The organism is Planococcus wigleyi (genome assembly GCF_014836985.1).
In the GTDB taxonomy this organism is placed as follows: domain Bacteria; phylum Bacillota; class Bacilli; order Bacillales_A; family Planococcaceae; genus Planococcus; species Planococcus notacanthi.
On sequence record NZ_JACSPU010000001.1, the window covers coordinates 663292 to 685771 of the forward strand.

At 45.8% G+C, this 22480-nt stretch carries 23 protein-coding genes and 1 other annotated feature; all 23 genes read left to right on the top strand.

Annotated elements, in window-relative coordinates; all coding sequences use genetic code 11:
• Positions 1-65 precede the first annotated feature (65 nt).
• Positions 66-497 carry a division/cell wall cluster transcriptional repressor MraZ gene (gene mraZ / locus H9630_RS02965; protein WP_191714492.1) on the top strand — a complete coding sequence of 144 codons (432 nt, stop codon included), beginning with the start codon at positions 66-68 and terminating at the stop codon, positions 495-497.
• 20 nt (positions 498-517) lie between these two features.
• Positions 518-1456, top strand: a complete 939-nt coding sequence (rsmH, locus tag H9630_RS02970) for a 16S rRNA (cytosine(1402)-N(4))-methyltransferase RsmH (RefSeq protein ID WP_191713989.1) — start codon at positions 518-520, stop codon at positions 1454-1456.
• A gap of 12 nt (positions 1457-1468) precedes the next feature.
• The gene (gene ftsL, locus H9630_RS02975; RefSeq protein ID WP_191713990.1) at positions 1469-1828 is read left to right on the top strand and encodes a cell division protein FtsL; all 360 of its coding nucleotides are present in this window, start codon (positions 1469-1471) and stop codon (positions 1826-1828) included.
• A complete protein-coding gene (locus H9630_RS02980; RefSeq protein WP_191713991.1) occupies positions 1825-4233 on the top strand; it encodes a penicillin-binding protein in 2409 nt (802 codons plus the stop codon). Before ftsL ends, H9630_RS02980 begins: the two co-directional genes overlap by 4 nt.
• 25 nt (positions 4234-4258) lie before the next feature.
• The gene (gene mraY, locus H9630_RS02985) at positions 4259-5227 is read left to right on the top strand and encodes a phospho-N-acetylmuramoyl-pentapeptide-transferase (RefSeq protein ID WP_191713992.1); all 969 of its coding nucleotides are present in this window, start codon (positions 4259-4261) and stop codon (positions 5225-5227) included.
• The gene (gene murD / locus H9630_RS02990; protein ID WP_191713993.1) at positions 5228-6592 is read left to right on the top strand and encodes a UDP-N-acetylmuramoyl-L-alanine--D-glutamate ligase; all 1365 of its coding nucleotides are present in this window, start codon (positions 5228-5230) and stop codon (positions 6590-6592) included.
• A gap of 19 nt (positions 6593-6611) precedes the next feature.
• Complete coding sequence (locus H9630_RS02995; protein ID WP_191713994.1) at positions 6612-7397, top strand: cell division protein FtsQ/DivIB; 786 nt, start codon at positions 6612-6614, stop codon at positions 7395-7397.
• Positions 7375-8100 carry a DUF881 domain-containing protein gene (locus tag H9630_RS03000; RefSeq protein ID WP_191713995.1) on the top strand — a complete coding sequence of 242 codons (726 nt, stop codon included), beginning with the start codon at positions 7375-7377 and terminating at the stop codon, positions 8098-8100. The genes H9630_RS02995 and H9630_RS03000 overlap by 23 nt, the downstream gene beginning before the upstream one ends.
• A gap of 16 nt (positions 8101-8116) precedes the next feature.
• Positions 8117-8833, top strand: a complete 717-nt coding sequence (locus H9630_RS03005) for a DUF881 domain-containing protein (RefSeq protein ID WP_191713996.1) — start codon at positions 8117-8119, stop codon at positions 8831-8833.
• 2 nt (positions 8834-8835) lie between these two features.
• Positions 8836-9198, top strand: a complete 363-nt coding sequence (locus tag H9630_RS03010; protein ID WP_191713997.1) for a small basic family protein — start codon at positions 8836-8838, stop codon at positions 9196-9198.
• Between the two features lie 101 nt (positions 9199-9299).
• Positions 9300-10583 (top strand): cell division protein FtsA, encoded by a 1284-nt coding sequence (ftsA, locus tag H9630_RS03015; protein WP_191713998.1) that lies wholly within the window; start codon positions 9300-9302, stop codon positions 10581-10583.
• 59 nt (positions 10584-10642) lie between these two features.
• Entirely contained in the window at positions 10643-11836 is a 1194-nt protein-coding gene (gene ftsZ, locus H9630_RS03020) for a cell division protein FtsZ (protein WP_191713999.1), read from the top strand.
• A gap of 110 nt (positions 11837-11946) precedes the next feature.
• On the top strand, positions 11947-12618 hold the full coding sequence (locus H9630_RS03025; protein WP_191714000.1) for a YggS family pyridoxal phosphate-dependent enzyme: 672 nt from the start codon (positions 11947-11949) through the stop codon (positions 12616-12618).
• Entirely contained in the window at positions 12615-13109 is a 495-nt protein-coding gene (locus H9630_RS03030; protein ID WP_191714001.1) for a cell division protein SepF, read from the top strand. The genes H9630_RS03025 and H9630_RS03030 overlap by 4 nt, the downstream gene beginning before the upstream one ends.
• Before the next feature lie 20 nt (positions 13110-13129).
• Entirely contained in the window at positions 13130-13393 is a 264-nt protein-coding gene (locus H9630_RS03035; protein WP_191714002.1) for a YggT family protein, read from the top strand.
• A gap of 66 nt (positions 13394-13459) precedes the next feature.
• Positions 13460-14245 carry a YlmH family RNA-binding protein gene (locus H9630_RS03040; protein WP_191714003.1) on the top strand — a complete coding sequence of 262 codons (786 nt, stop codon included), beginning with the start codon at positions 13460-13462 and terminating at the stop codon, positions 14243-14245.
• A gap of 94 nt (positions 14246-14339) precedes the next feature.
• Positions 14340-14861, top strand: a complete 522-nt coding sequence (locus tag H9630_RS03045; protein ID WP_191714004.1) for a DivIVA domain-containing protein — start codon at positions 14340-14342, stop codon at positions 14859-14861.
• A 37-nt stretch (positions 14862-14898) separates the two neighbouring features.
• Positions 14899-15113: a binding site (T-box leader), on the top strand.
• Between the two features lie 42 nt (positions 15114-15155).
• On the top strand, positions 15156-17918 hold the full coding sequence (ileS, locus tag H9630_RS03050) for an isoleucine--tRNA ligase (RefSeq protein ID WP_191714005.1): 2763 nt from the start codon (positions 15156-15158) through the stop codon (positions 17916-17918).
• 125 nt (positions 17919-18043) lie between these two features.
• Positions 18044-18520, top strand: coding sequence for a signal peptidase II (lspA, locus tag H9630_RS03055; protein ID WP_191714006.1), 477 nt, complete (start codon positions 18044-18046; stop codon positions 18518-18520).
• On the top strand, positions 18520-19431 hold the full coding sequence (locus H9630_RS03060) for an RluA family pseudouridine synthase (RefSeq protein ID WP_191714007.1): 912 nt from the start codon (positions 18520-18522) through the stop codon (positions 19429-19431). The genes lspA and H9630_RS03060 overlap by 1 nt, the downstream gene beginning before the upstream one ends.
• 191 nt (positions 19432-19622) lie before the next feature.
• Positions 19623-20162, top strand: a complete 540-nt coding sequence (pyrR, locus tag H9630_RS03065) for a bifunctional pyr operon transcriptional regulator/uracil phosphoribosyltransferase PyrR (RefSeq protein ID WP_191714008.1) — start codon at positions 19623-19625, stop codon at positions 20160-20162.
• Positions 20163-20189: 27 nt separating this feature from the next.
• Entirely contained in the window at positions 20190-21476 is a 1287-nt protein-coding gene (locus H9630_RS03070) for a solute carrier family 23 protein (protein ID WP_191714009.1), read from the top strand.
• 133 nt (positions 21477-21609) lie between these two features.
• A complete protein-coding gene (locus tag H9630_RS03075; protein WP_191714010.1) occupies positions 21610-22479 on the top strand; it encodes an aspartate carbamoyltransferase catalytic subunit in 870 nt (289 codons plus the stop codon).
• Position 22480: the final 1 nt, after the last annotated feature.

Here is a 22480-nt window from a genome sequence, read left to right on the forward strand (position 1 = left end):
TCAAAAACAAGTGGTGACAAGTGGGGGATTGTGGTACATTTAGTACAATAAGTGGGGTGAAGGGTATGTTCATGGGCGAATATCAACATAGCGTTGATGCGAAGGGACGGTTAATCGTTCCAGCAAAGTTTCGTGAGCAGCTGGGTGACCAATTTGTCATTACCCGAGGCCTAGATCAATGCTTATTTGGCTACACTATGGACGAATGGCAGAAAATTGAAGAAAAGCTGAAAGAGCTGCCGGTCACCAAAAAAGACGCTCGTGCTTTTACACGTTTCTTTTTTTCAGGAGCTACAGAAGTGGAACTTGATAAGCAAGGACGCGTCAATATACCGACGACATTAATTTCTTATGCGAAACTTGAAAAAGAATGCATCATCTTAGGTGTGTCCAACCGTTTTGAAATATGGGCAAAAGATTCATGGGAAAGCTATTTTGCAGCTTCTGAAGATTCCTTTAACGAAATCGCGGAAAATTTAACTGATTTTGACTTTTAAAAATGAACGGGGGAAATGGATTGTTCAACCACACCACGGTTTTACTGCATGAAACTGTCGATGGTCTGAACGTTCGTCCTGACGGCATATATGTGGATTGTACGCTGGGCGGCGCAGGCCACAGCGAATATTTGGTTCAGCAATTATCTGACCAAGGTCATTTGTATTGCTTTGATCAAGACGCGACGGCACTGGCTCATGCAAAAGAAAAACTGCAAGATTACTTACATAGAATTACATTCATCCATGCCAACTTTAAGTTTTTAAAAGAAGAGCTGGAAATGCGTGGAGTGGAAAAAGTCGATGGCATTCTTTATGACCTCGGCGTTTCTTCCCCGCAATTAGATACTCCAGAACGCGGTTTCAGCTACCATAACGACGCGCCACTGGATATGAGAATGGACCAAAGCGCTGAATTGAGCGCCTATCACGTCGTCAACGAATGGTCTTTTGAAGACTTGGTAAGAATTTTCTACCGCTACGGTGAAGAAAAATTCTCTAAACAGATAGCCCGCAAAATCGAGGCTGCACGAGAAAAGCAACCCATTGAAACAACGGGGCAACTAGTCGAATGCATCAAAGACGGTATTCCTGCTTTTGCCCGCCGCAAAGGCGGACATCCTGCGAAACGGGTATTTCAAGCGATTCGAATTGCAGTAAACGATGAACTTGGCGCTGCTGAGACATCGCTGCAGGATGCAATTGATCTATTGGCCATCGGGGGAAGAATCAGTGTCATCACCTTCCATTCCCTTGAAGACCGGCTTTGCAAAGCGATTTTCAAAGAAGCCTCGTCCCTCCCGGAACTGCCGCCGAATTTGCCGGTGATTCCAGACGGGATGGAGCCGATACTGAAGCTGATTACAAGAAAACCGATTCTGCCAACAGAAGAAGAGCTTGCACACAATAACCGGTCAAGATCCGCAAAATTGCGGATTGCAGAAAAAATAAACGAGTAAGGACGTGTTCAAATGGCGTTGAATGCAAGAACTGAAACCTACATCCAACAGCCGGCCGTTCCTCAAAATCCGAGTCGGCAGCCGGTAAGAAGAAAGAGTTTAATCACTAAAGGTGAAAAAATACTGTATGTAACTTTCGTAGCAGTCTGTATCCTGTGCGCCTTGGTGATTTTGCAGAATCAATCAAAGATTCAGGCATCCACACAAGAAATCCAAACAATTGAACAATCAGTCAGTGAAATGACGAAGCAAAATTCAGATTTGTCCGTACAGGTGAAAGAACTGTCTTCATACGAGCGCATTTGGGCAAAAGCGAAAGACCTTGGCCTTAAATTAAATGAGCACAATGTAAAGGTAGTGCCTGGACAATGAAAAAAAAGTTTCGATTTCAAGGAGGAGCCTTTCTGCTATTTTTGTTATTTGCAGGGCTCTTTTTCCTTTTATTGACCAGAATTGTGACGATTCAAGCAACGGGAGAAGTGGAAGGGCAGGAACTTGCTGCCAGAGCAGCAGCGAAATACAGCCAGGAAGAAGTATTGACTGCTGAACGGGGCCGCATCATTGACCGGAGCGGAGAAGTGATTGCTGAAGACACACTCACTTACAAACTTGTCGCGGTACTGGACGAATCAGCAACGCAAAAAGCCAGTGATCCACGGCATGTCGTAGACGTGGAAGAAACAGCCGAAAAATTGGCTGGATACCTGGATGCTTCTGAAGAAAGTATTTTAGAGACATTGAAACAAGGCGTGGAAAAAGATCGCTACCAAGTGGAATTCGGTTCAGCAGGACGCGAAATCAGCCACACAAAGATGCTTGAAATGAAAGAAGCCAATATTCCGGGATTATTGTTTGTCCGGGATTTGAAAAGGCTATACCCGAACGGTGTCTTTGCGTCTCACCTGATTGGCTATGCCATGAAAGAAGAGCTGAAGGATGGCGAAACCAAGACTACTGGGAGGATGGGACTGGAATCCATTCACAATGAAGTGTTGACCGGCAAGAACGGAAAAATGGAATTCGATACGGATAAATGGGGCTTCCTATTGCCTAATAGTGAATCGGCAGTCACTCCAGCCGAAGACGGTTCAGACGTTCAGCTGACTTTAGACAGAACCTTGCAGAATTTCCTGGAAGACGCCATGTCTGGAGTTCAAGAAGAATACGATCCGACGCGAATGATCGCCGTAGTTGCAGATCCGAAAACTGGTGAAATTCTGGCTATGTCACAGCGTCCAACGTTCAACCCGAATACACGCGAAGGGCTTTCGGACAATTGGCTGAACGAAAGCATCGAACTGACGATTGAACCAGGATCGCCAATGAAGATGTTTACATTGGCAGCTGCAATAGAAGAAGGCAAATGGGATCCGAACGCTGTCTATAACTCTGGAACCTATAATTTATTAGGCACTACCATCGGTGACCATAACGGTGGGCGCGGTTGGGGAACCATCTCCTTCCTTGAAGGGATTCAACGCTCTTCTAACGTATCGATGGCCTATTTATTGGAGCGCATGGGAGCAGACACGTTTATGAAATACGTGGATGCATTTGGATTTGGCAAACAGACCGGCATCGATCTGCCGAAAGAGGCAGCCGGTAAAATACTGGATCAATACCCAATCAATAAATTGACGACAGCATATGGACAGGGATCGACAGTAACGCCGATTCAGATGATTCAAGCCGCCTCTGCTATTGCAAATGACGGCGTCATGATGAAACCGTACGTCATCGATCAAATCAAGAACAAGGATACTGGAAAAGTCACGGTTAAAAGTGAGCCGGAAGAAGCCGGGAAGCCTGTGTCAGCAGAAACTGCTGAAAAAGTACGGGAAGTTCTTGCGTCAACCGTGACTTCCGAAGTCGGTTCAGCAAGAGGATTTGCATTGCAGGATTACACGATTGCCGGGAAGACGGGTACAGCGCAAGTTCCGAAAGAAGGCGGCGGCTATTTGAAAGGCAGAAACAATTATTTGTTCTCGTTCCTTGGAATGGCGCCTGCAGATGATCCGGAACTGCTTATCTATATCGGTGTCCAGCAGCCGAATGTGCCTGCTGATGAATATGGTTCTGTACCGGTAGCGAAAATCTTTACTTCTGTTATGGAAAATAGCTTGAAGTATTTGAACATTGAGCCGGAAAATATGGCGGAAGCTACGACGATGCCTGTGGAAGAATATACAGGCAAATCTGTGGCAGAGGCTACTGAAGAGTTGACTGAGCTTGGTGTCGAAGTCGTAGTTACTGGTGACCAGTCAGAAGTCGTGGCTCAGTACCCGGAAAATGAGGAGACTGTACTGAAAGGCGGCAAAGTTATTCTGAAGACAGCGGGTAAAACGGCGTTGCCTGATTTTACTGGCTGGTCAAAACGTGAACTGCTTGCCTATCAGTCCTTAAGCGGCTTAGCATTGGAAATTGCGGGCCAAGGATATGTTTTGACGCAAAGCATTGCGGAAGGCGAAATTGTAGAGGATAATGAGCCTGTAGTAATCGAGCTTCATCCTCCGGAAATTTATTATCCAGCGCAGGCACAAGAAGACGCGGCCGCCGAAGACGATGGCGAGCAGCTGCTTGAAGAAGAGGCTGCAAAAGGTTTTGAAGCTGAAAGTGAACAGCAGGAACCACAAACGGACACTGAAGCTACGGAAACAGAAGCACAAACTTCTGAAACAGCAACAGTTGAAACAGAAGAAGTAGAAGCAACAACAGAAGAAGCAACAACAGAAGAAGCCGAAGCCACGGAAACAGATACAGAAGAAACAACCGAGTAATCTCGTGTTTAAAGGAGCTCTCTAAATGAACGCTTATACAATAATGGGTCTTGGACTTGCTTTAATCCTAACGGTCGTGCTTATGCCGATTTTCATTCCGTTGCTGAAACGGATGAAATTCGGGCAAAGCATCCGTGAAGAAGGACCTGAATCACATATGAAGAAAACAGGAACGCCGACTATGGGCGGACTGGTTTTCTTAATTTCAATCATCATCACTGTGCTATTGGTTGCCTGGTTTGCCGAACTCCTGAATGCCAAAGTACTGATTCTATTGCTTGTACTTTTCGGATATGGATTGATCGGATTCCTGGATGACTTTATCAAAGTAGTCTTAAAAAGAAATCTCGGATTGACTTCATTGCAGAAGTTAATTGCACAAATCGTCATCGCAGTCATTTCGTTCTTGGTATTGAACGGCATCGATTTTGAGACTGGCGTAACAATTCCATTTACAGATATCGCACTGGAATTATCCTGGTTCTATGTATTCTTCATTGTCTTTTGGCTGGTCGGATTTTCCAATGCAGTCAATTTGACAGATGGGCTTGACGGCTTAGTGGCCGGCACAGCTTCAATTGCATTTGCCGCATTTGGCCTATTGGCGATTTATCAGGACCAAATCGGCATTGCCATCTTTACTTTTTCCGTCACAGGCGGTTTGCTTGGATTTTTGATTTTCAATAAATATCCGGCTAAAGTCTTTATGGGAGATACGGGTTCATTGGCTTTGGGTGGCGCATTGGCCATGGTGTCTATTTTGTTGAAACAGGAATTGCTGCTATTGCTGATTGGGCTTGTTTTCGTTATCGAAACAGCTTCAGTTATTCTGCAGGTCGGCAGTTTCAAATTGCGCCAGAAACGAATCTTTAAAATGAGCCCGATCCACCATCATTTTGAATTAAGCGGATGGTCAGAATGGAAAGTAGTCATCGTATTCTGGTCAGTCGGTCTTATCAGCGCGGCAATCGCAGTCTTTTTGGAGGTAATGTAAATGAAAGAGGTGCCACAATTACACCATAAAAAAATCTTGGTTCTGGGTCTTGCGAAAAGCGGATTTACCGCTGCACGCATCCTTCACAAACTGGGAGCATTTGTTACAGTCAACGACTCCAAGCCTTTTGAAGAAAATCCGGAAGCGCAAGAGTTATTGAATATGGGCGTCACCGTTATTTGTGGGAGACATCCTGAAGATTTACTGGAAGAGGGATTTGAACTGGTTGTCAAAAATCCGGGTATCCCTTATACCAATGTATTGATTGAATCTGCACTGGAGAAGAACATTCCGGTTTGGACTGAAATTGAGTTGGCTTATCTGATCAGTGAAGCGCCATTTATCGGCATCACTGGATCTAACGGCAAAACGACAACGACCACTTTGTTGTTCCATATGCTCAACCAAGACAATAAAAAGCCATTGATTGCCGGGAATATCGGCACAGTTGCAAGCGGGGTTGCTGAAAAAGCGAAGCCTGAAAATGTGGTGGTGACCGAATTGTCTTCTTTCCAACTAAAAGGAACTGAGTCTTTCCGCCCGAATATCGCAATTATCACGAATATTTACGAAGCGCATCTGGATTATCATGGGACGATTGAAGACTATCGAGCTTCAAAAATGAAGCTTACTGAAAATCAGACAGCTGAGGATTATTTCATATATAATGCCGATCAGCCTTTGTTGGTGAACCATGCCAAAAACTGCAAAGCGCAGTTGGTGCCGTTCACTTTAAAAGGACGGACGCCGACAAGTATCAGTGCTGACAGTGATTTCATATACTGGAAAGGCGAAAAGCTGATTGAACGTTCAAAAATTATACTTGGCGGACAGCATAACCTGGAGAACATTTTGGCGGCAACCGCTGCAGCTATGTTGTGGGGTGGAACGAAGGAGACCATCATACGTGTTTTGACTTCTTTCACGGGCGTTAAGCATCGTTCCCAGTTTATTGTGGAGTGGCAAGGACGCAAATTCTACAACGATTCGAAGGCGACCAATGCCTTAGCGACGAAAAGTGCATTGGAAGCTTTCCCGGAAAATATCATCTTATTGGCTGGAGGGTTGGAGCGAAACCATTCACTCGAAGAAATCCGTCCTTATATGAATCGGGTCAAAGCTTTGATTACGTTTGGGGAGACGGCACAGCGCTTTACAGCTTTTGCAGAAGACTGTGGTGTAGCACATATCGTACAAGCAGGGAAAATGGATGACGCGGTCGAGAAAGCGATCAATCATTCCGCCAGCGGCGACACGATCCTCTTATCTCCTGCATGCGCAAGCTGGGACCAATACGACAGTTTTGAAATTCGAGGCGATGCTTTCATTACCGCAGTCCAGCAGATGACGGAAGCCAACGAATAAAAGATAAGGGGCAGCAATTATGGACAAAGTGATTGACATCGAAGAACGCATCCCGACGCTCCGCGAGCGCCGGAAAAGAAGAACCAATCGCAAGTTCGTGGCGCTGCTGTTCATTTTCCTCACTTTGCTTGCCGTACTTTTATACAGCCAGTCGAAGTACAGTGAAATCCAGACGATTACCATTGAAGGCGCTGTGCTCTTTGACAAGGAAAGCTACCAGGCTGCAAGTGGATTAGCCGTCGGAGATTCGATGTGGTCTTTCGATGCAGGAGCGGTAGCGAAAGAATTGGAAAAACTCGAGTGGATTGAAGACGCCTCTGTCGAGAAAAAATGGCTGACAGGCGTGGAAATCAAGCTGACTGAATATGTTCAAATGGGTTACTTAGACCGTGGCAACAGCTACCAGATTGTGCTATCCAATAATTTGGCTCTGGATCAGCCGGTCACTGTCGTAGACGGTCCGATCTATTCGAATTTTGAAGACGATAAGAAACGGCAGAAACTGGTAGATCAATTATTGGAAATCGATGCTGAGGTTCTTCAACTAGTTTCACAAGTGATACTGGATCCTGATCAGGAAGACGCAGACTACGTAACTTTATATATGAACGATGGAAATGAGATCCACGGCATTTTGAGTACCTTGGCTGAAAAAATTAATTATTATCCTTCTGTCATTGCTCAATTGGAAGAAGGGCAGAAAGGCATTATCGATATGGAAGTCGGGATTTTCTTCCGTTCTTATGCAGATGTCTTTGGCCTCGAGAAGGAAGGTGCCGACGATGAAGAACCCGAAGAAGAGTAACCGCAAAAACTTCAGTAAATCGATAGTTTTTTCACTGGTCTTTTTGGTTCTTGGTTTTATCATGGCTTATTCCTACAGCTTGTCGAATGCCAATAAAGAAACAGAAGGATTTACCGGTGGCGCCTTTTTCGAACAGGAAGAACGATACCGGAAAGACCTGATCGAACAGCAGGAGCACAATAAGGAATTGCGTGAAGAATTGCAGGAAAAACAAAGCAAAGTGCAAGAATATGAAAAGTCATTTGCAGATGGAGAAAATCGGTATACAGAATATGCAGCAGAAGCAGAAGAACTGCGGAGGTATCTTGGGCTGGTGCCAGTTCAAGGGAGCGGCTTGAAAGTAACATTGCAAGATGGCGATTACAATCCCAATTCAGTGAATCCGAACGATTACATTGTTCACGAAAGCCATGTTTTCCAAGTGATCAATGAATTGTATATTTCCGGAGCTGAAGCCATTTCCATCAATGGCCAACGCATCCATGGAAACTCCTATATCGTCTGTACAGGTCCAGTCATCACCGTTGACGGCGTGCAATATCCAGCGCCGTTTGTTATAGAAGCCATCGGTGAACCTGGCGTATTGACTTCTTCGATGGAATTGACGGGCGGCATCATGGATCAATTGCTGAATGATAATATCATTGTGACGTTGGATGAGGGGCAATTGATCGAAATGCCTGCTCTTCTGGCGGAATCATGAGTCAGGGGGGAATTGCGTGAAGAAAAGGATTCTTACCCGATTTACGGTGATTATGTTTATAATCGGTCTGATGACAGCCATTCAGTACAATACGATCAATGAACCGGACATCCGTGATACACGGGATGCCTGGGAAATCAGACAGGAATTGGCAAGAGAGAATCAGCTTCAATCAGAGCTGTTATCTGAAATCAGCTCACTCGATGATACTTTAGGCAAATACGAAGCTGCTTCAGATGCGAGCCCGGAGCAAGCGCTGCGGGAAACAGCAGGTGAACTTAGAAAAGCCGCTGGCCTGGCAGAAACTGTTGGACCCGGCATCGAAGTCCTGATTGAACCTTCCCTGGAAGCGGTTGCGATGGGGCTGGACATTGAAGGGATTTCACCAGATTTGCTTATTCGCCTGGTAAATGAAATCAACCGTTTCAATGGCTTATATGTATCGATTGATGGCAAACGAATCATCAACACGACAGCGATCCGGGATATAAACGGCCAAACGACCGTCAATACGAAACCGGTCGATACACCGCCGTTTTCCATCAAAATCATCTCGAAGTCGTTGGAAGACTCGGAAAAGCTGTATAATCATTTATTGGCGTCGCGTATTCTGGACGACTTCTATATCGATAACTTGACATTGACAGTCTCTGAGCCTCAAACTGACCTTGTCATCGAGGCATACGACGGTGCTATCGACACCAAATATTTACAGGCATCAGAGGGGGAATAGCGATGTGGCTGTCCATATTAGGTTTAATACTCGGAATATCGCTCGGGCTTTTGACGGATATTCAAATCCCTCCGGAATATGCCAACTACCTGTCCATAGCCGTGTTGGCGTCACTCGATACGCTTTTTGGCGGAATTCGTGCACATCTTCAGCAGGTTTATGATGACAAGGTATTTGTATCCGGTTTTTTCTTTAATATCGCCCTTGCAGCAGGTCTTGCTTTTCTGGGTGTCCATTTAGGGGTAGATTTATACTTAGCGGCAATCTTTGCGTTCGGCGTTCGGCTATTCCAAAATATCGCAGTCATTCGACGCATCATTTTAGCGAAATGGGCAGAAAAGAAAGAAGTTAGAGAAATAAATTGAACAATTGAAGGAAATTTTTCTAAGTTTTGCGATTTTCTTAGACAAGGTGCATGATTTGCAATAGAATATAAGTACAGCAGTTTATAAGGAGGTGCCACGAATTGAGTCAATCAGAATTATACGTTAGTCTAGATATCGGTTCGTCATCCGTTAAAGTTTTAATCGGGGAAATGGCCAACAAGTCGCTGAATGTAATCGGCGTCGGAAATGTAAAATCTAATGGAATCAGAAAAGGTGCGATTGTTGACATAGATGCAACTGTGCAGTCCATTAAAAAAGCAGTCGATCAGGCAGAACGCATGATCGGAAAATCCATCCACGAGGTCGTATTGGGAATTCCGGCAAACAAAGCGGTGCTTCAACCTGTTAAAGGGATTGTGGCAGTCAACAGTGAAAACCGGGAAATTACAGACGATGATTTGGATCGCGTATTGGAAGCGGCACAAGTTATGTCGATTCCGCCAGAACGCGAATTGGTCAACATCATTCCTGAACAGTATGTGGTCGATCATTTGGGTGAAATCAAAGATCCACGGGGCATGATTGGTATCCGCCTTGAAATGGATGGTACAATGGTGACGACTTCAAAGACCATTTTACACAACGTACTTCGCTGTGTGGAAAGAGCAGGCCTGGAAATTCGTGATATTTACGTACAACCGCTTGCTGCAGGAAGCTACGCATTAACTGAAGATGAAAAAAATCATGGTACAGCGTGTATCGATATCGGTGGAGGTTCTACTTCTATTGCCATCTTCCAAGAAGGCCACTTGACCGCTTCTTCTGTTATTCCAGTTGGAGGCGACCACGTTACAAAAGATTTGTCCATCATTCTAAAGACACCGACGGATCAAGCTGAAAAAATCAAACTCGAGCATGGCCATGCATTTTTTGAAGATGCTTCAGAAGATGAAGTGTTTGAAGTTCCGGTCATCGGATCAGATTCCACAGAACAATATAATCAAAAATACATATCTGAAATAATCGGAGTTCGCCTGGAAGAACTTTTCGAACTGATTTTGGATGAGTTTTACCGCTTAGGTGTACAAGACCTGCCAGGAGGAGTCGTTTTAACCGGTGGTATGGCTAAATTAGATGGCTTGCCTGAACTTGCACGGAACATCCTGCAAACGCGTGTCCGTCTGTTCACTCCGGAGTTTATCGGTGTACGCGAACCTCAGTACACAACAGCAGTTGGCCTGATCCAATACGCATACATGGAAGATGTCTTCTATGGCCGAGTTGGAACTGGAACAGCTGCCGCAAGCGCTGTGAAAGTTGAGCACCAAGAAGTACAACAGCCTAAGAAACAAAAACAGCCAAAACAAAATTCCGAAGGTGTCGTAACTAAAGCCAAGAAGATGTTTGATCGATTCTTTGAATAAAATCAACATTGTATCTAGCTTGCAAGTAAAAAAGCTGAGCAATTTTAGGAGGAAAAAGAATGTTGGAATTTGATACAAATATTGATGCAATGGCCATAATTAAAGTCATCGGTGTAGGCGGCGGCGGGAACAACGCTGTCAACCGGATGATCGAGCATGGAGTCCAAGGTGTAGAATTTATTGCAGTAAATACAGACGCACAGGCATTGAACTTGTCAAAAGCGGAAGTACGCCTACAAATCGGCGGTAAATTAACGCGCGGCCTTGGTGCTGGAGCAAACCCTGACGTAGGGAAAAAAGCTGCAGAAGAAAGCAAGGAACAGATTGAAGAAGCATTGCGCGGAGCGGATATGGTATTCGTAACTGCAGGAATGGGCGGCGGTACAGGTACTGGCGCAGCACCGGTTATTGCCGGAATCGCTAAAGAACTTGGCGCTTTGACTGTTGGTGTCGTAACTCGTCCTTTCACATTTGAAGGCCGCAAGCGTTCAACACAGGCAATCGGCGGAATTTCCATTATGAAGGAATCTGTTGATACACTGATCGTTATTCCAAACGACCGTTTGCTTGAAATCGTAGACAAAAACACACCGATGCTTGAAGCATTCCGTGAAGCGGATAATGTGTTGCGCCAAGGTGTATCGGGTATCTCAGATTTGATCGCCGTCCCTGGATTGATCAACCTGGATTTTGCCGATGTTAAAACAATCATGTCCAACAAAGGTTCTGCATTGATGGGAATCGGTGTCTCTTCAGGAGAAAACCGTGCCTCTGAAGCTGCTAAAAAAGCAGTTTCGAGCCCGTTGCTTGAAGTATCCGTTGATGGGGCAAAAGGCGTCTTGATGAACATTACAGGCGGCTCTAACCTTAGCCTTTATGAAGTACAGGAAGCAGCGGATATCGTAGCTTCAGCGTCTGATGAAGAAGTGAACATGATTTTTGGATCGGTTATCAACGATAACTTAAAAGACGAAATCATCGTTACTGTAATTGCTACTGGATTTAATGAAGAACAGTTGCAGCCAAGAACTCCTAGAGGTTCTGGATTGAACTCGAGCCGTGTCCAGTCGATCCAACAGCAGACTCCTGCACCTTCAATCCGTGATGCACGCCGTGAAGAACAACGCCGCGACGAGCAGCGCCGTGAAGAACAACAGCCTTACTACAATCAGGAACCACAAAGACAAGAAAAACATAACGAAGATGCATTGGACATCCCGACGTTCTTGCGTAATCGTCAAAAGAGACGTTAATCCGAACAGCTGCCGGTTGGGCAGCTGTTTTTTTTAGGAAATGGCTTAATTGATAAATCAGCCGAATCTTGTTACAATATACTGGACTTCTATAGAAAAGTTGTGAAAGCATGGAACCTATCAAACCAGTTTTTGAAGAAATTACTGAACAGTTAAATTCGATAAGAGAACATATCCAAGTGATTGCTGTCACCAAACAAGTAGGTGTGGAACGCACCAAAGAAGCCATACAGTCGGGGATCCGCCATTTAGGTGAAAACCGTCCTGAAGGATTGGCCCAAAAACTTGAGGCAATCGACGAAGATGTTTGCTGGCATTATATCGGCAATCTTCAAACCAGAAAAGTAAAAGACGTCATCGACGAGATTGATTACCTGCATTCCCTGGACCGTTTAAGCTTGGCAAAAGAAATTCAAAAACGTGCGACCCGCCAAGTAAAATGTTTTGTACAGGTAAATGTATCGGGTGAAGAGTCAAAGAGTGGAATTGCTCCGGAAGAGGCAATTGATTTTATACAATCCTTGGAAGCCTTCGACAAAATCCAGGTAGTCGGATTGATGACGATGGCACCGAATACAACGGATGACCAAGTGATTCGTAAAGCATTTAAAGGATTAAAATTACTCCAACTCCAAGTATCAGAGAAACAGTGGGCGCATGCTCCATGCACAGAATGCTCCATGGGCATGTCCAATGATTACTTAATCGCTGCAGAAGAAGGGGCAAGTTTCGTCCGGATCGGAACAGCATTAGTCGGGTCGGAAAGTGAGGCAAAACAATGAGCATGAAAAATAAATTTAAAAACTTTTTCTACTTAGATGAATACGAAGAAGAACAAGTTCGTGAACAGCCTGTTCGTGAACAACCAGCAACTCAACAAAAGCCAGCTCCGCGGTATGAAAAACCGGCAGTCATGCAAGAGCCGAAAAAAACACCAAAAGAACGGCGCCAGAAAGTGGAGGAGACCATTGTGCCTAATTTAGTTAGTTTGCAGAGTGCTTCAAAATCTTCAAAAGTCAGCTTGGCAGAACCACGGGTTTATGCAGAAGCGCAGGATATTGCAGAAAGCCTGAAAAGCAAGCAGGCCGTTGTCGTAAATCTTCAACGTATTGAAAAAGATCAAGGTCTTCGGATCATCGATTTTTTGAGTGGAACAGTTTACGCCCTAGGTGGAGATATTCAACGCATCGGAACTGACATCTTCCTATGTGTACCAGACACTGTTGAAGTGGATGGCGCCATTTCAGGATATTATTACGATGATCAAGAATAAGAGGGGTGCCATAAAATAATATGATAGTTCTTGTAAATTTATTGCTCTCGGCCATTAATATCTATTTTTACATTTTAATTGTCAGCGTCTTTATGAGCTGGGTGCCGAGCATCAAGGAATCAGGATTCGGCCAAATGATTTCTAAAATCACCGATCCCTATTTGGATATTTTCAGGCGTTTTATCCCGCCGATCGGAATGATTGATATTTCACCGATTGTTGCGATTTTCACGTTAAGCCTGGCTAGCCAGGGGATTGTTGTATTAGCGAATTACTTCATTTAACTCAAAACCTCACGTGATGTGAGGTTTTTTTCTTGAACACATGACCATAGGTAAAGGAGCATCCATATGGAAGAGATATTTCAGCATTTCAGAAAAGAAGAACAGCAATTTATTGAGCAGGTATCAGGCTGGCTGCGTGAAGTGGAAGACCGCTATTCACCGAAATTGACTGATTTTCTGGATCCGCGCCAGCGTTTTATCGTTGAGGCGGTCGTTGGCTCGAGTGATGTGCAGATAATGGCTTCGGGACGCTTTAAAGATGCGGAAAGACAGCGTGTGCTGTTGTATCCTTCCTATTTTGAACCACAGCAGGAGGATTTCAACATCACAGTCTTCGAGTTGAAATACCCTTCGAAGTTCGTGAACCTGCGCCATCCTGATATTCTGGGTTCGTTGATGTCGTTAGGTTTGGACCGCAGTAAATTTGGTGACATCCGGATAGAAAATGAGCGCGTACAGCTGGCTGTCATGGATGAAATCAGCCCTTATCTGCAGAGCAATTTCGTCAGTGCGGCTAAAGTGAAGGTGCATTTGAATGAAGTGACCGTTGCTGAAGAGCTGATTGAGACGCATGAGGAATGGTTCGAAGAATCGTACACAGTCAGTTCGATGAGATTGGATACTGTCATGAGCTCGGTCTATAACATTTCACGGCAGAAAGCGTCTGCTTTAATTCATGGCGGAAAAGTGAAGGTCAATTGGACGCTGCAGGAGCAGCCATCTTTTGAACTGCACGAATCGGACATGATTTCTTCAAGAGGCTACGGACGTGTTCGTTTGATCATGATTGAAGGGCGCACGAAAAAAGACAAGGTCCGTCTGCAAGTCGGCCGCCTGGAAGCGAAAAACTAGGCGGCTTTTAAAAAAAACGAAATAATACTGAAATTTTGGGCCGTGGACTGTATAATAGGAAGATAAGATGACAAGTTAAGGAGAGGTTTACTCAATGCCATTATCCCCGTTAGATATACATAACAAAGAATTCAGCCGAGCATTCCGAGGATATCAGGAAGATGAAGTAAATGAATTCCTGGAACAGATCATGAGAGATTATGAAATCCTTTTGAAAGAAAAGGCGGCACTTGAAGATCGTTTGAAAACGACCGACGAGCGTGTGGGCCATTTCAATACAATCGAGTCGACCTTGCAGAAATCGATTTTTGTAGCTCAGGAAGCTTCAGAAGAGGTTCGCCGGAATTCACAGAAAGAAGCGGAATTGATCATTAAGGAAGCTGAGAAAAATGCTGACCGGATCGTCAATGAGTCATTGACGAAAGCACGTCGCATCGCTTCAGAGATCGAAGAATTGAAAAAGCAGTCGCGCATTTTCAAAAACCGTTTCAAAATGTTGGTTGAAGCCCAATTGGATTTGATCGATACAGATGATTGGGAAACGTTGTTGGAATACGATATTGATACACAGAACTTAGAAAAGATTGAGAAGGATAAAGAAGAGTCGAACTCTTGACTCTGAGACTTTCTGCTTCTATAATTACGACATACAAAAAAACGCGCTGATAGAGACAGTACGCCATGCAGGAAGGCAAAGCGAACCAGGGACAGTGAAAGCCTGGCACGGATGCATGGAAGAAAATCACTCTTGAGCAGGATTGGTGAACGACAGTATCCAATTCCGTCTACGCCACGTTACGGTGATCGAGTGGCAGCTATCTAGCTGCAACAAGGGTGGTACCGCGAGTCTAAGCTTCTCGTCCCTTTCCAGGGATGGGGGCTTTTTATTATGCCTACAGGAGGAATAGAGATGGAATACAAAGATACCTTATTGATGCCGAAAACAGATTTTCCGATGCGCGGCAATTTGCCGAACCGGGAACCGGAAATGCAAAAGAAATGGGAAGAGATGGACATTTACAAAAAAGTATTGGACCGGACAAAAGGCCGTCCTTTCTTCGTCCTTCATGACGGACCGCCTTATGCAAACGGCGATTTGCATATGGGCCATGCCTTAAACAAAGTTTTGAAAGATATGATCGTCCGTTCCCGTTCAATGATGGGCTTCCATGCACCATATGTTCCAGGCTGGGATACACACGGCTTGCCGATTGAACAGGCCTTGACGAATAAAGGCGTGAACCGCAAAGAAATGTCTTTAGCCGAGTTCCGCAAACTCTGTGAAGAATATGCTTACCAGCAAATCGACAGCCAGCGTTCGCAATTCAAACGCATTGGTGTGCGTGGGGATTGGGAAAATCCTTATGTGACATTAAAACCGGCATATGAAGCACGCCAAATTGAAGTATTCGGCAAAATGGCCAATAAAGGCTATATCTATAAAGGCTTGAAACCTGTCTATTGGTCCCCATCAAGTGAATCGTCACTTGCTGAAGCGGAAATCGAGTATCATGACAAAAAATCTCCGTCCATTTATGTCTCTTTCCCTGTCACTGACGGAAAAGGCGTATTGGCTGAAGGCACGAACTTAGTGATCTGGACGACGACTCCTTGGACAATCCCGGCAAACCTTGGGATTTCTGTACATGCCAAATTGGATTACGCAGAAGTTTCCGTAAACGGATCGCTGTACATCATTGCACAGGAACTGTTGAAGGAAGTTGCTGAAGAATTGGGCTGGACGGATTATGAAGTTGTCCGTCTGTTGCAGGGGGCTGAGTTGGAACATATTCTGGCGAAGCATCCATTGTATGACCGCACATCACTAGTGATGCTTGGTGACCACGTAACGACCGATTCCGGTACAGGCTGCGTTCATACAGCACCTGGACACGGTGAAGATGACTTCTTGATCGGCAAAAAATACGGACTGGATGTTCTGTGTCCAGTGGACGAACGTGGAGTCATGACAGACGAAGCGCCTGGATTCGAAGGCGAATTCTATGACAAAGCCAATAAATCCATTACAGAAGCACTGGATAATGCAGGTGCTCTTGAAAAACTTTCATTCATCACACACTCGTATCCGCATGATTGGCGGACGAAAAAACCGGTCATCTACCGTGCAACGGCTCAATGGTTTGTTTCGATCGATGCTTTCCGTGATCAGATCCTGAAAGCAATCAAAGAAACGTCCTTCACACCGGCATGGGGCGAAACACGCCTGTTCAACATGCTGCGTGACCGCGGCGATTGGAATATTTCACGCCAGCGCGTATGGGGCGTTCCGATTCCGGTCTTCTACGCTGAAAACGGTGATCCGGTCATCACAGAAGAAACCATTGCCCACATTGCGGATCTGTTCCGCGAGAACGGATCAAATATCTGGTTTGAACGTCCAGCGGCAGAGTTGTTGCCATCAGGATTCACTCATCCGAGCAGCCCGAACGGCTTGTTCACAAAAGAAATGGACATCATGGATGTCTGGTTCGATTCAGGATCATCTCACCAAGGTGTACTGGTTGAGCGTGAAGATCTGCAATATCCGGCTGACCTTTACCTTGAAGGATCTGACCAATACCGTGGCTGGTTCAACTCATCGTTGACGACAAGCGTAGCCATCAACGGCATCGCACCTTATAAAGGCATCCTGAGCCATGGCTTTACGCTTGACGGCAATGGCCGCAAGATGAGTAAATCATTGGGCAACGTCATCGTGCCGGCTAAAGTGATGAATCAAATGGGAGCGGATATCCTGCGTTTATGGGTGGCTTCTGTAGATTACACAGCGGACGTCCGTGTGTCTGACGAGAACTTCAAGCAAGTATCGGAAGTTTACCGCAAAATCCGTAATACGCTGAAGTTCCTTCACGGAAACTTGGCTGATTTCAATGAAAAAGAGCATCGCGTCGCATTCGAAGATATGCGCGAAATGGATCAATACATGGCGATGAAATTGCAGAAGATGGTGGAAACTGTACGCAAAGCGTATGAAACTTACGAGTTCTCATCCATCTATCATGCATTGAATAATTATTGTGCAAATGACTTGAGCTCATTCTACTTGGATGTTGCAAAAGACGTTGTTTACATCGAAAGCCAAGATCATCCGCATCGCCGTGCTATGCAGACAGTGATGTTCGATTCACTGATGGCAATCCTTAAGCTGTCAGCACCGATCATCCCGCACACAGCAGATGAATTATGGTCATACTTGAGCTTTGTTGAAGAAGAAAGTGTTCAATTGACCGACTTCCCAGAAGCAGTTTCCAATCCGGCATTTGAAGGCCTGGATGAAAAATGGAGCCGTTTCATGGATGTTCGCGATGACGTGCTGAAAGCACTTGAAGAAGCGCGTGCAGCTAAAACGATCGGTAAATCACTGGAAGCGAAAGTGACAGTTTACGGCAATGAAGAATTGGCCGCATTGCTCGCTTCAACAGACGACAACCTGGCCCAATTGTTCATCGTATCCAAATACGAATACGGTGGTGCACAAGACCAGGCACCGGCTCACGCAGTGAAACTGAACGAAGTTTCGGTAACAGTCGAAAAAGCTGAAGGCGAAAAATGCGAACGCTGCTGGACGATTTCAGAAGAAATTGGCCAAAGTGAAGCGCATCCGGCATTATGCCCGCGCTGTGCAAGTGTCGTAGAAACACAATATGCTTAATTCCAGCAATGGATAAAGCCGATAGTAGAGGTCTGGAAAACCGGAAAGCCGGTTTTTCAGACCTTTACTTTTTTTGCTGACATTGTGTTAAAATAGATTGACTGCTGAATTGACGGAGGATACGGATGTTTATTTATTATGGAATCGCATTGTTGATAATTGCATTGGATCAATGGACAAAATGGCTGGTCCTGAAGAATATGGAATTGGGTGAACGGATTTCAGTGATCGACCCTTATCTCGGGTGGCTTTCACACCGCAACCGTGGCGCTGCCTGGGGGATGCTGGAAGGGCAGATGTGGCTGTTTGCAATCATCACGGTAGCGGTCATCATCGGAATTCTATACTATTTTCATAAACATGCAAATGGACAGCCTTTATTCCAGCTGAGCCTGATGGTTCTTTTAGGCGGAGCAGTCGGCAATTTTATTGATCGCATGCTGCGTGGGGAAGTCGTCGATTTTGTTGATGTGCTGATTCCAGTGATCAATTATGATTTTCCGATATTTAATGTTGCGGATGCCGCTTTAACGATCGGTGTCGTATTGATGATCATCTATATTATTTATGACGAAAAACAACAAAAGAAAAAGGTGTCTTAATGGAAGATTTAACGATTGAAATCACAGAAGAAATGGCCGGCGAACGAGTAGATAAAGCCGTGTCATCGATAGATGAAGACTGGTCGCGTTCACAGATCGCGAACTGGGTTAAAGAAGGTGCGGTAAAAGTGAACGGCATTACCGTGAAGCCGAATTACAAAGTGCGTTTGCAGGATGTCATCATCGTCACACCTCCAGAGCTTGAAGAACTGGATGTCGTGCCCGAAGACCTTAACTTGGAAATCGTTTACGAAGACGAGGATGTGCTGGTCGTCAACAAACCGAAAGGCATGGTTGTTCACCCGGCTCCCGGACATGCCAAAGGGACATTGGTCAATGGCCTTATGCATCACTGCACAGACCTTTCAGGAATCAACGGCGTCGTACGCCCAGGAATTGTCCATAGAATCGATAAAGATACATCTGGTTTGCTGATGGTGGCGAAAAATGACGTTGCCCACACCTCATTGGTTGATCAATTGGTGAAAAAAACTGTAACACGCAAATACGTGGCATTGGTCCATGGCCATATTCCGCATGATAAAGGAACAATCCAGGCGCCGATTGCCCGTGATCCGAAAGAACGCCAGAACATGGCAATCGTCGATAAAGGCAAGCATGCCGTGACACATTTCCGTGTCTTAGAGCGTTTCGGCAATTTCACGCTGGTGGAATGCCGCTTGGAAACCGGAAGAACCCATCAAATCCGTGTTCATATGAAGTATATCGGCTATCCGCTTGTGGGCGACCCGAAATACGGACCGAAAAAAACGATGGATATTGGCGGACAAGCATTACACGCTGAAGTAATCGGATTTGTTCACCCGAAAACGAATGAATACATGGAGTTTTCTGCAGAGCCGCCGGCTGAATTTGCAGAACTTCTTGAATCTCTTCGAGACAAGGATTGACAAACCACATCATCTATATTTATACTTGAAAAAACGAATCGAATATTGAACACCTTTAATAACAGTCCAGAGAGGCTGAGAAGGTATTTACGCAAGCCGGAAGTCTGTCTTCCGTGCTGAGTTTTTCTGCGCATCTATCCTCTTGCCTCTCGGGCAAGAGGTTTTTTATTTGCAAAAAAGGAGCGGATCTCATGGTTGAAAAAGCGGATATTTTGGATGAGCAGGCGATTAGCCGCGCCATCACACGCATTGCACACGAAATTATCGAGCGGAACAAAGGCATCGATGAATGCATACTGGTCGGCATCAAAACGCGGGGAGCTTTCATTGCGAAGCGGCTGGCAGAAAAGATTGAAAAGATCGAAGGGCGTCCCATAATGGAAGGGGAACTCGATATCACCCTTTACAGAGACGATTTGAGCGTCAAAACAAAAAATCAGGAGCCGCTAGTCCAACAAGTCGATATCAAGCACAGCATTCTCGATAAAAAAGTGATTCTGGTGGACGATGTGCTTTACACAGGGCGGACAGTCCGGGCTGCGATGGACGCAGTTATGGATTTGGGGAGGCCCTCACAAATCCAACTGGCAGTGCTGATTGACCGGGGCCATCGTGAATTGCCGATCCGTGCGGATTTTGTCGGAAAAAACATTCCGACTTCAAGCGATGAACGGATTGTCGTCCAAATGATTGAAAGCGATCAGGTTGACCGGGTAGCCATTCACGAATAAAGAGTTAGAGACAGGGGAGAACGGAAATTGAGCGAAGCCATTTTAGATGTACACGATAAACCGAAAGCCGGGCAATGGATTTCATTAAGCCTGCAGCATATGTTCGCGATGTTCGGCGCGACCATCCTGGTTCCACAGTTGGTCGGCTTGAGCCCGGCCATCGCCTTATTGACAAGCGGCATTGCCACGATCATCTTCATCATCATCACCCAATTCAAAGTGCCGGCCTATCTGGGATCTTCATTCGCCTTTATCGTGCCGATTACCATCGCCACTGAAACCGGCGGAATCGGGTCGGCCATGATCGGTGCCATGTTCGTGTCACTGGTTTACGCCATCGTCGCGCTGATCATCTGGAAGACAGGCTATCAATGGCTGATGAAACTGCTGCCTCCGATTGTGGTGGGGCCGGTCATCATCGTCATCGGACTCGCTTTATCCGGAACAGCGGTGGATATGGCAATGACTATTCCAGTCGGCGACGCTTCGGAATACAGCCTGCTGCATTTCTCAGCCGCGCTCGTCACATTGATGACCGCGATCATCTGCAACATCTACTTCAAGAACATCATTTCCTTGATGCCCATCCTGATCGGCATCATCGTGGGCTACGCCTACTCAGCCGCGATTGGCATCATTGATTACACGGCAATCAGTTCAGCGAAATGGTTCGCGGTGCCGGAATTCCTGATTCCGGGAGTGGATTATTCATTCCAAGTGACACCCACCTTGCTGTTTGTCATGGTCCCGATTGCCATCGTCACGATTTCTGAACATATCGGACATCAGCTGGTACTCGGCAAAATCGTAGGCCGCAATTACATAAAAGATCCGGGCTTGCACCGCTCAATCTTGGGCGACGGAATCGGAACGTTCATCTCTTCACTGGTCGGCGGTCCACCAAAGACCACATACGGTGAAAACATCGGTGTATTGGCCATCACGAAAGTGTTCTCGGTCTATGTCATCCTCGGTGCTGCCGTATTCGCCATCATCTTTTCTTTCTTCGGCAAACTGATGGCAGTCATCGAGACGATTCCGACAGCAGTTCTTGGCGGAATTTCCATCCTGCTGTTCGGCATCATCGCTTCTTCCGGATTGCGCATGCTGGTGGACAATAACATCGATTTCGGCAATAACCGTAACTTGGTGATCTCCTCGGTTATCCTGGTCATCGGCATCGGAGGAGCCAAGCTGGAGTTCAGTGAAACCTTCTCGATTGAAGGAATGGCGCTCGCAGCAATTGTCGGCGTAATTCTGAATTTGATACTGCCGGGTCTGGACAAAAACGAATTAGATGACGGAACTGAATAATCACCTTTTAATGAATGTCCAGAGAGGCATGGAAAGGGTCGAAGAATGGGGAGTACTCTGCCCTTTTTTCCTCACACCTTCCTGCCCCTGGGAAGGTGTTTTTTTGTAGGATGGATGAAAGGATGAGAAGACTATGCCGAACTTACTATCCATGAACAACTTGGAAAATGAAACGATCATGCGTTTGCTGGAACGTGCAGAACAATTCCGGCAGGGAGAAAAGGCTCCAATCGATGGGACGGTCGTCAATCTGTTTTTTGAACCGAGCACGCGGACGAAGATGAGCTTTGAAATGGCCGAGCACAAAATGGGGTTGGCGGTGCTGCCCTTTGAAACAGCTTTTTCCAGCATCTTGAAAGGGGAAACGCTGTACGACACAGTCAAGACGATGGAATCGATCGGCGTGGACGCAGTCATCATTCGCCATGAAGAAGAAGAATATTACCAGCAGCTTGAAGGCTGCCAGGTAGCGGTCATCAACGGAGGAGATGGATCGGGCCAGCATCCGACACAGTCCTTGCTGGACTTGCTGACGATTTATCAAGAGTTTGGCCGCATCGAAGGCGTACACGTGACGATTGTCGGAGATATCGCACACAGCCGTGTGGCAAAATCGAATGCAGCTGCACTTCAGCAGTTGGGTGCAGAAGTGAACTTCATCTGTCCGGCTGAGTGGAGCGGTGAGTACGATTCATCGGAACACTTGGATGACTTTATTGAAAAGACGGATGTCGTGATGATGCTTCGGGTTCAGCATGAACGCCATGCCGTATCCGCTCTCTTTTCGAAAGATAATTACCATGAGCAGTACGGCTTGACGGTTGAACGGGAGAAAAGAATGAAAGACGGCGCTATTATCATGCATCCGGCGCCCATCAACCGCGGGGTGGAGATTGCAGATTGCCTCGTTGAATGTGAACGTTCACGGATCTTCAAACAGATGGCTAACGGAGTATTTGTCCGGATGGCAGTACTTGAATACGCATTGAAAGGGAGAGATTGAA

What these genes read in the sequence shown, in the direction of transcription:
- ftsL (WP_191713990.1), top strand. Translation starts at nt 1,469, where the DNA reads ATGGCGTTGAATGCAAGAACTGAAACCTACATCCAACAGCCGGCCGTT.
- murD (WP_191713993.1), top strand. Translation starts at nt 5,228, where the DNA reads ATGAAAGAGGTGCCACAATTACACCATAAAAAAATCTTGGTTCTGGGT.
- ileS (WP_191714005.1), top strand. Translation starts at nt 15,156, where the DNA reads ATGGAATACAAAGATACCTTATTGATGCCGAAAACAGATTTTCCGATG.
- lspA (WP_191714006.1), top strand. Translation starts at nt 18,044, where the DNA reads ATGTTTATTTATTATGGAATCGCATTGTTGATAATTGCATTGGATCAA.
- H9630_RS03030 (WP_191714001.1), top strand. Translation starts at nt 12,615, where the DNA reads ATGAGCATGAAAAATAAATTTAAAAACTTTTTCTACTTAGATGAATAC.
- H9630_RS03010 (WP_191713997.1), top strand. Translation starts at nt 8,836, where the DNA reads ATGTGGCTGTCCATATTAGGTTTAATACTCGGAATATCGCTCGGGCTT.
- H9630_RS03040 (WP_191714003.1), top strand. Translation starts at nt 13,460, where the DNA reads ATGGAAGAGATATTTCAGCATTTCAGAAAAGAAGAACAGCAATTTATT.
- H9630_RS02995 (WP_191713994.1), top strand. Translation starts at nt 6,612, where the DNA reads ATGGACAAAGTGATTGACATCGAAGAACGCATCCCGACGCTCCGCGAG.
- H9630_RS02980 (WP_191713991.1), top strand. Translation starts at nt 1,825, where the DNA reads ATGAAAAAAAAGTTTCGATTTCAAGGAGGAGCCTTTCTGCTATTTTTG.
- H9630_RS03060 (WP_191714007.1), top strand. Translation starts at nt 18,520, where the DNA reads ATGGAAGATTTAACGATTGAAATCACAGAAGAAATGGCCGGCGAACGA.
- H9630_RS03000 (WP_191713995.1), top strand. Translation starts at nt 7,375, where the DNA reads ATGAAGAACCCGAAGAAGAGTAACCGCAAAAACTTCAGTAAATCGATA.
- mraY (WP_191713992.1), top strand. Translation starts at nt 4,259, where the DNA reads ATGAACGCTTATACAATAATGGGTCTTGGACTTGCTTTAATCCTAACG.
- ftsZ (WP_191713999.1), top strand. Translation starts at nt 10,643, where the DNA reads ATGTTGGAATTTGATACAAATATTGATGCAATGGCCATAATTAAAGTC.
- H9630_RS03025 (WP_191714000.1), top strand. Translation starts at nt 11,947, where the DNA reads ATGGAACCTATCAAACCAGTTTTTGAAGAAATTACTGAACAGTTAAAT.
- H9630_RS03075 (WP_191714010.1), top strand. Translation starts at nt 21,610, where the DNA reads ATGCCGAACTTACTATCCATGAACAACTTGGAAAATGAAACGATCATG.
- H9630_RS03035 (WP_191714002.1), top strand. Translation starts at nt 13,130, where the DNA reads ATGATAGTTCTTGTAAATTTATTGCTCTCGGCCATTAATATCTATTTT.
- mraZ (WP_191714492.1), top strand. Translation starts at nt 66, where the DNA reads ATGTTCATGGGCGAATATCAACATAGCGTTGATGCGAAGGGACGGTTA.
- H9630_RS03045 (WP_191714004.1), top strand. Translation starts at nt 14,340, where the DNA reads ATGCCATTATCCCCGTTAGATATACATAACAAAGAATTCAGCCGAGCA.
- pyrR (WP_191714008.1), top strand. Translation starts at nt 19,623, where the DNA reads ATGGTTGAAAAAGCGGATATTTTGGATGAGCAGGCGATTAGCCGCGCC.